7 protein-coding genes and 1 riboswitch are annotated in these 12,499 nt (G+C 49.7%); all 7 genes read left to right on the top strand.

Going from position 1 to position 12,499, the window contains the following annotated elements; all coding sequences use genetic code 11:
• Window positions 1-32 precede the first annotated feature (32 nt).
• The 7 genes from GH808_RS06815 to GH808_RS06785 all read left to right on the top strand — a co-directional run bounded on the left by GH808_RS06815 (window position 33) and on the right by GH808_RS06785 (window position 12,495).
• Window positions 33-1,256, top strand: a complete 1,224-nt coding sequence (locus GH808_RS06815) for a molybdopterin molybdotransferase MoeA (protein ID WP_186842031.1) — start codon at window positions 33-35, stop codon at window positions 1,254-1,256.
• Window positions 1,257-1,292: 36 nt separating this feature from the next.
• A complete protein-coding gene (locus tag GH808_RS06810) occupies window positions 1,293-3,233 on the top strand; it encodes a molybdopterin biosynthesis protein (RefSeq protein WP_186842030.1) in 1,941 nt (646 codons plus the stop codon).
• Between the two features lie 261 nt (window positions 3,234-3,494).
• Window positions 3,495-5,291, top strand: coding sequence for an aldehyde ferredoxin oxidoreductase family protein (locus tag GH808_RS06805; RefSeq protein ID WP_186842029.1), 1,797 nt, complete (start codon window positions 3,495-3,497; stop codon window positions 5,289-5,291).
• Window positions 5,292-5,358: 67 nt separating this feature from the next.
• Window positions 5,359-5,595, top strand: coding sequence for a MoaD/ThiS family protein (locus tag GH808_RS06800; RefSeq protein WP_186842028.1), 237 nt, complete (start codon window positions 5,359-5,361; stop codon window positions 5,593-5,595).
• A 190-nt stretch (window positions 5,596-5,785) separates the two neighbouring features.
• Window positions 5,786-5,909, bottom strand: a riboswitch (molybdenum cofactor riboswitch).
• A 145-nt stretch (window positions 5,910-6,054) separates the two neighbouring features.
• A complete protein-coding gene (locus tag GH808_RS06795; RefSeq protein WP_186842027.1) occupies window positions 6,055-8,115 on the top strand; it encodes an Eco57I restriction-modification methylase domain-containing protein in 2,061 nt (686 codons plus the stop codon).
• A gap of 7 nt (window positions 8,116-8,122) precedes the next feature.
• On the top strand, window positions 8,123-9,451 hold the full coding sequence (locus GH808_RS06790; RefSeq protein ID WP_186842026.1) for a replication-associated recombination protein A: 1,329 nt from the start codon (window positions 8,123-8,125) through the stop codon (window positions 9,449-9,451).
• Window positions 9,452-9,540: 89 nt separating this feature from the next.
• Window positions 9,541-12,495: an insulinase family protein gene (locus GH808_RS06785; RefSeq protein WP_243166139.1), complete on the top strand. Its 2,955-nt coding sequence runs from the start codon at window positions 9,541-9,543 to the stop codon at window positions 12,493-12,495.
• Window positions 12,496-12,499 lie beyond the last annotated feature (4 nt).

Below are 12,499 nucleotides of genomic sequence, written 5' to 3'. Positions count from 1 at the left end.
CAATAAGCCTAAAACAAAATAAGGAGAAAATTATGGAGTTACTTAAAGTCAAAACCGTCGATGAAATGAAGACGATGATCAAAGAACAGTTCAGCCATCTGACGCTGGAAAAGGAAACAATCAGCATCGATGACGGATTGGGACGCGTGCTGGCCGCAGACATCGTCGCGACGATGAATGTACCGCATTTCGACCGCTCCGTGGTGGATGGCTACGCTGTGAAGCTGACGGATGTACAGGGAGCATCGGCATCGATTCCCGGCTTTCTGAAGATAAAAGGCGAAGTGCAGATGGGGATGGAGACCCATCTGACGCTTGAACAGGGCGAGACCGTTTATGTTCCCACCGGCGGGATGGTTCCCGGGGGAACCGAAGCCATGGTGATGGTGGAATACACCGAAAAAATGGGCGACGGCGATCTGGCCGTCTATCAGAATGCGGGCCCCAATGAAAACATGATGCGTATCGGTGACGACATCCGCGACGGTGAAACGGCCTTTGTCAGGGGACATTTTCTGAGACCCCAGGACATCGGTGTGCTGTCCGCGCTGGGCTATCTGCAGGTGGCAGTGTTGAGACGGCCGCAGCTGAGCATCATCTCCACCGGGGATGAAATCATCCGCCCGGGGGAAATGCCGAAGCCCGGCGAAGTCATCGACATCAATACACCGGCCCTGGCGGCAGTGGCCCGGCGTCTGGGAGCAGATGTGGTTGCGACCTCCTATGCCAGAGATGACTTCGACGTCATTCAGGAAGCCGTCCGGGACGCCTTTAAAAAAAGCGACATGGTGATTCTGTCCGGTGGCAGCTCGATGGGAGAAAAGGATTATACCGTCAAAGTCATCGACCGAATGGGAACGGTGCTGCTCCACGGTCTGGCCGTCAAGCCGGGAAAGCCGACGATTCTGGGAAAAGTCGACGATAAACCGGTCGTCGGACTCCCGGGACAGCCGGCCTCCGCCATCATGGTCTTCATGATCATGCTCGGGGAATTTATGACGCTTTACTACGGCCGAGATGGTGTCAGGTACCAACGGGTTCAGGGCCGGTTGATGCAGAACATCCATGCGGCGCCGGGCCGACGGACCTTTCAGACCGTCTCGATCAAAGAAAACAGTGGGGCCATTGAGGTGACGCCGACCCACGGAAAATCCGGCATGATCACCCTGCTGTCCTATTCCGACGGCTACATTGAAATCACGGAAAACGAAGAAGGCAAAAACGCCGGCGACCTGGTGGAAGTAACCCTGTTTTAAGTTGGTAGCAGTAAAATAAAGAAATGGAGACGACGAATGAACACAGAGAATACAGCGAAAAAGGATGAACGGAATTTATATCTGAAGAATGAGGATCTGGACGCGGCGGTAGAAAAGTATCTGGCGCTGCTGTCCTTTGACGAGCAGGACCAGCAGAGCCGTTTTCTGCCGGTGACCGCATCCCGGGGGCTAGTGACGAAAGAGCCGGTGTTTGCCAAAATATCATCACCCTTCTACAACGCCTCCGCCATGGATGGAATCTGCGTTAATGCGCTGGAGATGGCCGGCGTCGACGAGCGCCACCCGAAGATGCTGACCAAGGGAGCGGATTTCAAGTTCGTCGATACCGGAGACGTGATTGATGAGCCCTACAATGCCGTCATCATGATCGAAGACGTCGTTGTGACGGATGATGAGCAGGTCAGCATCAACGCCCCGGTGGCATTGTGGCAGCATGTCCGTCCGATCGGAGAGGACATCGTCGCCGGCGAACTGATCATTCCGGCTTTCCACCGCGTCCGTCCGATGGATATCGGCGCCCTGCTGGCCGGGGGCATCACTGAAATCGAAGTGATGGAAAAACCGCAGGTTGGCATCATCCCCACCGGAACCGAGCTGGTGGAAGCGGGAGAAGCGATGGCGGCGGGAAAAATCATCGATTCCAACACCCACATGTTTGCCGGCCTGGTCAGCGAATACGGGGGCGAGCCCAACCGTTATCCGACCGTCAAAGATGACTACGGGCTGATCAAGAACGCCATTGAGCAGGCGGTGGCTGAAAATGACATCGTGCTGATTTCGGCCGGTTCGTCGGCCGGCACCGAGGACTACACGCGCCGGCTCATCGAGGAGCTGGGGGAAGTGGTCGTTCACGGAGTAGCCATCAAACCGGGTAAACCGGTGGTGCTGGGGATTGTCAGGGGGAAGCCGGTGATCGGCATTCCCGGCTATCCGGTATCAGCCTATTTTGTCTTTGAAAGCTTTGTCAAGCCGATTATATTTTCATTCAATCACCAGACGCTGACGCAGGAGCGCTCGATCATGGCGGTTCTGTCCAAACGCCTGATGTCGTCGCTGAAACATCTGGAGTTTGTCCGGATGAAATGCGGCCGGGTGAACGATAAATTTGTGGCCACCCCGCTGGACCGCGGGGCGGGCGTGACCATGTCGCTGGTGAATGCGGACGGCATTCTGAAGATTCCCAAGAATGTCGAGGGATACGAGGCCGGCGAAATGGTGGAGATCGTTCTGATGCGGCCCCGGGAGGAAATCGAAAACACGCTAGTTTCCATCGGCAGCCACGACGTGCTGATGGATGTGGTGGCGAATATCATTCACAAGAGCCGCAAAATCATGAGCCTGTCTTCGGCCCATGTGGGCAGCCTCGGCGGCATCATGGCCATCAAAAAGGGAGAATGCCACATCGCGCCGGTGCATCTGCTGGATGAAGAAACAGGGATTTATAATCTCGCCTATCTCAAACGCTATCTGGAGAAGGAGAATGTGGTTCTGATCAAGGGGGTCAGGCGCACCCAGGGCATGATGATTCCCCGGGGCAATCCCAAAAATATCGTCGCGGTCACGGATCTGTCCCGGGATGATATCAGCTTCGTGAACCGCCAGCGCGGATCAGGCACACGGGTGCTGCTGGATTTCCTGCTGAAAAAGAACCGCATCGATCCGGAAAATGTGCTGGGCTACACCCGCGAGATGAACACCCACATGATGGTGGCCTCGGCGGTGAAATCCGGCTCCTGCGATGTGGGGATCGGGGTGCTGTCGGCGGCCAATATGATGGATCTGGATTTCATCCCCATCGGCGATGAGGAATACGATTTTGTCGTGCTGCAGGAGAATCTTGACGATCCCCGGATTCAGACTTTCATCGACGTGCTCAAGTCCGGTGAATTCAAGGCGGCCCTGGATCAGCTGGGCGGTTACGGCCTGGACCGGCCGGGAGAAATCATCAGACCGTGATGACCGGTTTGTGAAATTCGCAGCGCTAGGCAGCAGTCGAAAATAGACCATTTTGTAGCCAAAAAATTTCGCAACCCTTATAATAGAGAAAAAATTTACTGTAACCATGAAAATAATAGCGATTACAATGAATGCGTTTCAACGACAAAGGCAAAGAAAAGTTTAAATATTCATTAATTTTGATATTTTAATTGATAAAAGGATAAAAATTAGCTATAATGAAATTGGTTACAAATAAATAAAATTTAGGAGGCGTACGAAATGTTTGGTTATATGGGAAAAATATTACGTATCAATTTAACGACTGGTGTTATTGGCACTGAGGATTTGGATTTTGAGCTGGCCAAGAAGTATATTGGCGGTCGCGGTCTGGGAACAAAAATGTATATGGATGAGGTTGATCCTCAAATTGATCCTTTTGCTGCAGAGAACAAAATCATCTTTATCAACGGTCCGTTGACAGGAACAGCTACCCCTACTGGTGGTCGGTACATGGTAGTGACAAAATCGCCGTTAACAGGATGCATCGCTTCTTCCAACTCAGGCGGAGAATGGGGAGCATATCTGAAATATGCCGGTTATGATGCGATTATCATCGAAGGAAAAGCAAGTCTTCCAGTATATATTAATATCGAAGAAGAAAAAGTTGAAATTTTACCGGCACTGGATATCTGGGGCAAATACACATCAGAAACAAGTGCTGCACTTAAAGAAAAACATCCGGACTCTAAGGTTTTAACCATCGGACCTTCAGGCGAAAAGCTGTCTCAGATGGCTGCCATCATGAATGAAAACGATCGTGCTGCCGGCCGTTCAGGCGTCGGTGCGGTGATGGGATCTAAAAATCTCAAAGCCATCACCGTTAAAGGGGCTCAGAAACCGGTCATTGCCAATCCGGACGGATTGAAGGCGGTTACCAAAGAATGTCGTGGCATGCTCAAGGAAAACGGCGTTACCGGCGGCGGCCTGCCGACCTACGGAACAGCCGTACTGGTTAATATCATCAATGAACACGGTGTCTACCCGACGAACAACTTCCAGGGCGGCCATGATCCTGGCGCTGAAGCAGTCAGCGGCGAAACCTTGACGGAAGAATACCTGATCAAGCGTAATCCCTGCCATCACTGCCCGATCGGTTGCGGCCGCTGGGTCAAAAGCGAACACAGCCCGGAAGGTGTCGGCGGACCAGAGTATGAAACCCTTTGGGTATTTGCCGGAGATCTGGGAATCAATGACATGAATATCGTTATCGATGCCAACTACTGGTGCAACGAATTCGGTCTGGATACTATTTCTGCCGGTGCAACCCTGGCGGCTGCCATGGAACTGTACCAACGCGGTTATATCACCGATGAAATGCTGGATGATGACGTGATCCTGAAATTCGGCAATGCTGAATCGGTTATCCACTGGCTCAAGAAAATGGGCAAACGGGAAGGCTTCGGTGATTTACTGGCCAGAGGCTCCTACCGACTGGCTGATTTTTTCGGCGTACCGGAATACTCCATGTCAGTCAAGAAACAGGATCTGCCGGCCTATGACCCGCGTGGTATCCAGGGGATGGGTCTTCAATATGCAACCTCCAACCGTGGCGGCTGTCATGTCCGTGGCTACCTGATTTCTCCGGAAATCCTCGGTTTACCGGAAAAACTGGATCGTTTTGAATTAGCGGGTAAACCGGTATGGGCAAAAATCTTCCAGGATCTGACGGCGCTGATCGATTCCACCGGCTTATGTCTGTTTACATCATTCGCATTGGGCGCTCAGCAGTATGCGGATATGTTAAACGAAGTTCTGGGAACAGAATGGACAGCGGATGATATTCTGCTGGCCGGAGAACGTATCTGGAATCTTGAAAAACTCTTCAATCTTGAAGCCGGTATTTCACCGGAAGAAGATACCCTGCCACCACGTTTTCTGGAAGAAGAAATGCCGGAAGGACCGACCAAAGGTTGGGTTCACAAACTGGATGAACTGCTTCCACTCTACTATCAGGAACGAGGCTGGGATGAAGACGGGATTCCGACAGATGAACGGCTTGAAAAACTGGGCTTATAAAACACTGTTGACGATAGAATAAATTTAAGGGGCGGTCTCAGATCGTCCCTTTTTTTCAGGAGGGATTATGGCAATTAGCATCAAACTGTTTGCGAATTTCAGAGAAGGCCGGGGAAAAATCGTGCAGATGGACTACACCCCGGGGATGACAGGCCAGGATGTCATTGACGCCCTGGGCATCACCGCACCTGAAATTGCGGCGATTATTGTGGACGGCGTTGACGGCAAGGTTGATGCCATGCTGACGGTGCCGGTGAAGGATGGCGGCTATCTGGCGATCTTTCCGCCGGTTGCAGGAGGCTGAGCAACAAAAAAAAATAAAACCAGAGTCAATTGGTTAGTTCGACTCTGGTTTTATTTTTTAAGGCGTCCCAAATATCATTATTGCGGTTACAAATAAATAGAATTCAGGAACATATGGGAAAAATAAAAAGGCCACTTCCGTAGAAATGGCCTTTTTATTCTGCACTATAGAAATGCAAAAATAACGAGGGATATACCCAAGTCAAGCCCCTTTTCCACATTGGGAGACATAATCGTTTCCGACTATACCCTTCCGGTTTACGTTCATAGTCCTGATGACCTTAGAATCATTAAACTTCGGAGTTTTTATTATTATACAATATAATCCGTTGAAATGCAATAAAAATATTGAGTTAGTTGATAAAAAGACAATGGAAATTCGTCCTGAATTTATCTTTTTTGTCAAAAAAATGTTATAATAAAAAAACGACAAAAAACATCCTAAAATTGAGAGGTAATGATGAATCTCCAAAGTATTTCAGATAAGATGGCGGTTTTCTTGAAGCGATACAATTATCTGAGCCAAACGAAAAGCAATACACTTTTTTTTCTGAAGTGTATTTTTTTAAAATATCTGGTGAACAACCATCATGTGGATTTCGGTCAGCATGAAAAAGATCTGAAAAACCAGTTCACCTTTGATTATTTCCTCGGTTTATGGACAGGTCACCCCATTGATGAAAGCTTCTGGGAAGAACCGGATGGGGAACCTATTGGCAGTGACATCTGGGCGTGGATCGATGATTTTGTGATGGCACCGCCTTATTTTGCGGGAGAGAACCCCGGGATCATCGGAGATCTCTACGAGGAAGGGCTGCTGCTGCATCACAAAAAAAATCACGGGATTTTTTACACGCCGGCTAATATCGCTGATTATATGGCAATCAAAGCAGTGGAAAAATTAAAAGTGGGGGAAGAATTTGAAAACACCCGGGTTCTTGACCCGGCATGTGGAAGTGGCTCCCTTTTAAATGCCGCATATGACCGGATATTTCATCTATATGGAGAAGGAAAGAACTGCAACGAAAAAGAGGACTTACACCGGTGGCTGCTGGAAAAAAACCTGATAGGCGTCGACCGGGATCCGGTTGCCTGTCTGGTGACCCGGCTGATTCTCGTTCTGAAAGGGGACACCTATGTCAGACCATTGGGCATTGCCTGCGGCGATATTCTGACCGAAGATCTGATTACCGGAAACTCGGTGGACGTCATCATCGGCAACCCCCCTTACGTCGGCCACAAGGAAATCGACAGCAGCTATATGAAAACACTCAAAAGCCGGTATCCGCTGGTCTATCAGGACAAGGGCGATCTGTCCTACTGTTTCATCAACCGCGGCTGGGAACTGCTCAAACAGGGCGGCACCCTGATACACATCACGTCCCGCTATTTCCTGGAAGCCTATAACGGAAAACCGCTGCGGCGATTCATGAAAAACTCCTTTGAAATTGAAGAAATCGTCGATTTCAATGGTGTGCGGATCATCCCAGGAGTCGGGATTGACCCGGCCATCATCAGGTTGAGAAAGGCCGCGACGGTTGGAGAAAACTGGGAGATTGACGTCAAACGGTTCTTTATAAAAAATCATAAGCCGGATACTTATTCCGAGCTAATCCGTTCGCTGCGGGAAAACAGCACTGCCGGCGAGCAGCCTTTTGAAGGCTATCCGGTTCTTCAGGATACTCTGGGTGATGACCTCTGGTGCCTTTATTCACCGGTCACCAACGCGATCATCGGAAAAATCGAGAAGCAGTCGCCGTTTGTTCTGGAAAATATCGTCCAGAGTTTTCAGGGGATTATCACCGGAAACGACAAGGCCTTTATTTTTGATGATACAGATGAACGACTGGATGATTTCTGCGATGATCAGCTGCGGCCCTGGATCAAAAACAAGGATGTGGGCGCTTTCGCGATCGCGAAGCCGCAGAAAAAAATTCTCTACACCAACGGCATCGATGCCATCGAGACCTATCCCCAGATCATCAAGCATCTGGAAAAACACCGCGCAAAGCTTGAAAAACGCCGGGAATGCAGAAACGGCAAACTGCCGTGGACCGCGCTGCAATGGGGCCGGGACGCCGGCCATTTCGACGGGAAAAAGATTATTTTCCCCTACAAGGCGACCAAAAACCGTTTTGCCATCGATGAGAATAAATGCTATTTCAGTGCGGACGTTTACGGGCTGATTCTGATGCCCCGGCTTTATCACCAAATCACGGAGGAAATTCTGGTTGTGCTTTTGAACAGCCGGCTTTATAATTATTATTTCAAATCCTATGCCAAAAAGCTGGGCGAAAAACTATATGAGTATTATCCCAATACACTGCTGAAACTCAGAATTCCGGATCTTGATGAAGAAAGCACTAGGCTATTTGCGGGATTCTATGATAAAATTATCAGGACCGGCGGTTGCGGGGATGAACACAATCGTGCCGAAATTCTTAAAACAGTCGATCAATGGATCAACGCATATTTTAATTTGACAGAAATAGAAATACAGGAAATAGAAAAAGAAGGGTGAGGGGAAGATGCAGGAAAGTTTTTTTGGAATCAATTATCAGGAAAAAATAGCTGATAATTCGCCATTGGCTGTTCGGATGCGGCCCCGAACCCTTGAAGAATTTGCGGGTCAGAAACACATCATTGCAAAGGGAAAGCTGCTGTACCGGCTCATCGAGGCGGACAAGCTTGCTTCGGTGATCTTCTACGGCCCGCCCGGAACCGGCAAGACGTCGTTGGCAAAAATTGTGGCAAACCGCACGAATTCCGCCTTTTATGAACTGAATGCGGTCACTTCGGGAAAAAAGGAAATCACCGAAGTGCTGGAAAAAGCGAAAAACAATCTGGGTGTCTACAACAAGAAATCCATTCTGTTCATCGATGAAATTCACCGCTTCAACAAGGCGCAGCAGGATGCACTGCTGCCCAGTGTCGAAAAAGGACTGGTTACGCTGATCGGGGCAACCACCGAAAACCCCTATTTTGAGATCAACTCACCGCTTCTTTCCCGCTCGACCATCTTTGAATTCAAGAAACTGACTCCGGCAGATATCCGGGGCGTCATCGAACGAGCCATCACCGACAAAGTCAACGGTTACGGCGCGATGAAAGTGAAATGCGATGAGGACGCCATGGATTACCTGTCGGAAGTGTCCAATGGCGATGTGCGCAGGGCGCTGAATGCGGTGGAACTGGGCATCCTTACGATCGACAAGGATCAGGAGGGCGTGATTCGCATCGATCTGAAAACGGCGCAGGAGTGCATTCAGCAGAAAGCGGTTCAGTATGACAAGGACGGGGACAATCATTACGATACGATTTCCGCGTTCATCAAGAGCATCCGGGGATCGGACCCTGATGCGGCGCTGTACTGGATGGCCAAAATGCTGACGGCCGGCGAGGACCCGAAATTCATCGCCAGACGGATTGTCATATCGGCTTCGGAGGATATCGGCAATGCCGAACCGCTGGCACTGCCGGTGGCGATGGCGGCGGCTGATGCGGTTCAGTTTATCGGCATGCCGGAAGCGCGGATCAATCTGGCCCAGGCGGTGGTTTTTCTGGCCTGCGCGCCCAAAAGCAATGCCTCTTATGTGGCAATTGATGCGGCGCTGGCGGCGGTTTCGCATGCTTCAAACAGCAACGTGCCGGCGCATCTCCAGGATACCCATTATTCGGGAAGCGAAAAACTGGGCCGGGGGCTGACGTACAAGTATCCCCACAGTTATCCGGGGCATTATGTGCCTCAGCAGTACCTGCCGGATGACCTGGTGGGCACCCATTTTTATGAACCCACCGAGATGGGCTTTGAACAAAAAATGATGGAATATCTCAAAAAAAATAAAATAATCGAATAGGTATCTGCAAACCGGCATCAAAGCAACGATTGTTCGGTTCTTTTGAATTTTGCAATTGCCAAAACCAGAACATAGAGAAGGAGAGACATTTGAAAAAAGAAATAATGGATCAACAGAAAATAATGTTTAAATTGGAAGAAAATGTCGAGGGCTTTATCCTGAAGAAGGAAGAGTTCATCGAAGAAATAGATGGGTTTGCCAGGAGTTTTGTTCATCAAAAAACCGGCGCCCAATGCCTGTACATCTCAACGGAAGATGAAAACAAGGTTTTTTCGATCAGTTTCCGAACGCCGTCGGCCAACAGCACCGGGGTGCCGCATATTATCGAGCATTCGACACTGTGCGGGTCAAGAAAATATCCGGTCAAGGAACCGTTTGTCGAGCTGGCCAAGGGTTCGCTCAACACGTTCCTTAATGCCATGACCTATCCGGATAAAACGATGTACCCGATTGCCAGCACCAATGCCAAGGATTTTATGAACCTCATGGATGTCTATCTGGACGCCGTGTTCTATCCGAACATTTATGAGAATCCCTATACCTTCTACCAGGAGGGCTGGCATTACCATATTGAAAAACCCGAAGATCCGATCACCTACAACGGGGTGGTCTATAATGAAATGAAGGGGGCTTTCTCGAATCCGGAGGAGGTGCTTCAGAACAAGGTTTTTGAATCACTTTATCCCCAGTCCTGCTACCGGTTTGAATCCGGCGGTGATCCGGATGTGATTCCGGAGCTGTCCTATGAGGAATTTCTGGCTTTCCACAAGAAATACTACCATCCGTCCAACAGCTATATTTACCTCTATGGTGACGGTGACGTCAGGGCACACTTGAAATATCTCAATGAGGAATACCTGAATGCCTTTGAAAAACAGACAATCGACAGTGCGATCGGGAAGCAGGAACCGCTTTTGCAGGAGCAGAATCTCGTCGTTCCCTATGGCGTTTCCCGGGAAGAACCGCTGGCGAACCGCGCTTATCTGTCACTGAATTATGTGCTGAAAGACAGCTTATCCTATGAGGAGGCCCTGGCCTTTGATATCCTGTCGCATATTCTTTTGAACAATAATTCATCGCCCCTGAAGGAAGCCCTGCAGGCGCTGCAGATTGCCGAGGATGTCAGCTATCATTACAGCAGTGCCCTGAAACAGCCCTATTTTTCAATCGTACTGAAAAACACTGAGGCCAAGCATCAGGCGCTTTTTGAAGAGACTGTGGCAGCGGTGCTGAGCAAGCTTGTCAAAGACGGACTCGACCCGTTGAGCGTGGAAGCGGGCATCAATATCTATGAATTCTCCCATATTGAAGCGGAATACGGCGCCTATCCAAAGGGGTTGATCTATGGCATCGATATCATGGACAACTGGCTCTACGACCATGAACCGACGGACTATCTCAAGTATAAAGGCGCGTTCAAGAAGTTCAAAGCCAGCTGGCAAGACGGCTATTTTGAAAAGATGATTCAGCATTTTCTGCTTGAAAACACGCACAAATCACTGGTGACCATCGTGCCGGATCCAAATCTGCAGGAACAGGCAGACCAGAAACTCGCAGAAAAATTGGCGGCTTTCAAGGCTTCCCGGTCAGAGCAAGAGCTGGCGGATCTGGTCAGCGAAACGCAGACGCTGATCAAGAGGCAGAATGAGGAAGACAGTCCGGAGAACCTGGAAAAAATTCCCAAGCTGGCACTTTCAGATATCAGCCGGGAAGGACGCAAATATCCGCTTGAAATCAAAGAAGCGCTGGATACGACGCTGCTTTTTCATCCGGGATACACCGGTGATATTTCCTACCTGAAACTCTATTTTGATTACAGCAGTCTGCCCCAGCAGGATCTGAAATATCTGTCCCTGCTGTGCAAAATGCTGGGCGGACTGAGCACAAAAAATATGGATTTCCATCGCCTCAATCAGGAAATCGAAATCCATACCGGGGGACTGTCTTTTGGCGTGGAATCCTACGATGATGTCCATCAGCCGGGTGCGTTCAGATCCAACTGTTATGTGAAGGGAAAAGCGATTACCGAGAAAATACCGACTCTGATCAGTCTGATCACGGATGTGCTCACACAGACGCAGTTCACGGAAAAAAATCTGATCTACGATATGATCCGGGAAATCAAGACGCAGAAGGAAACGCAGTTTCTGACCGCCGGGCATGTGGTCAGCGTTCAGCGGCTGCAGTCCTACTATTCGCAGTCGGCCCGTCTGTTTGAAGAATTCGGCGGCATTGAATTCTATCGTTTTATTGCCGAGCTGGAAGCGCATTTTGACGAAAAATTCGATGAATTGGCCCAAAAACTGGCCCAGATTGCAAAGGCTTTATTCACCACCAAAAAACCGGTGATCAGCATTACCGGATCGGAAGCGATCAAAGACAAGACGCTAAGCGCGCTGGCTGGCTATCTGTCGCCACTGCAGCAGCGGGAGGAAAAAAAGAATCCCTATCGATTCGATATCGGCATCGCCAACGAAGGCTTTCTGACGGCGGCTAAAATTCAGTACGTATCCCAGGGATACAATATCCGGGAGCTGGGTTATACCTATTCCGGCGCGCAGCTGGTACTCAAAGGCATTCTGTCGATGGATTATCTGTGGAACCGGGTCCGCGTTCAGGGCGGTGCCTACGGTGCATTTTTCAGCATCGGCCGCAGCGGTGATCTCTATTTCGGCTCCTATCGCGATCCGAAGCTGAAAAAGACGTTCGAGGCCTATGCCGGCACGGTGGACTATATCAGAAATCTGGATCTTTCGCAGCGGGAGTTGGAGAAATACATTATCGGAACGATCAGCAGCAAAGATGTGCCGTTGAGCACGTCGGTAAAAGGTGAGATTGCGGACAATTTCTATTTCAGCGGCATTACGCCGGAAGACCTTCAGAGAGAAAGAAACGAGATTCTGGAGACCACGGTTGAACAGCTGCAAAGCTTCGCCGGGATGATTGAAGCGGTTCTTGAGAAAAACGTGCTTTGCGTCCTGGGCAGTGAAGAAGCAATCAAGGAAAATGAAGAATTGTTCAAGATCACACGTTATATCAAGTAGCGTT

This window comes from Acetobacterium fimetarium (assembly GCF_014284475.1).
Taxonomy (GTDB): domain Bacteria; phylum Bacillota; class Clostridia; order Eubacteriales; family Eubacteriaceae; genus Acetobacterium; species Acetobacterium fimetarium.
The sequence above is the reverse complement of the archived record's forward strand: the minus strand, read 5'-3'. Positions and strand labels throughout refer to the sequence as shown.

Excerpts from the sequence above, each read along its gene's own strand:
- GH808_RS06815 (WP_186842031.1), top strand. The coding sequence starts at position 33 with ATGGAGTTACTTAAAGTCAAAACCGTCGATGAAATGAAGACGATGATC.
- GH808_RS06810 (WP_186842030.1), top strand. The coding sequence starts at position 1,293 with ATGAACACAGAGAATACAGCGAAAAAGGATGAACGGAATTTATATCTG.
- GH808_RS06805 (WP_186842029.1), top strand. The coding sequence starts at position 3,495 with ATGTTTGGTTATATGGGAAAAATATTACGTATCAATTTAACGACTGGT.
- GH808_RS06800 (WP_186842028.1), top strand. The coding sequence starts at position 5,359 with ATGGCAATTAGCATCAAACTGTTTGCGAATTTCAGAGAAGGCCGGGGA.
- GH808_RS06795 (WP_186842027.1), top strand. The coding sequence starts at position 6,055 with ATGAATCTCCAAAGTATTTCAGATAAGATGGCGGTTTTCTTGAAGCGA.
- GH808_RS06790 (WP_186842026.1), top strand. The coding sequence starts at position 8,123 with ATGCAGGAAAGTTTTTTTGGAATCAATTATCAGGAAAAAATAGCTGAT.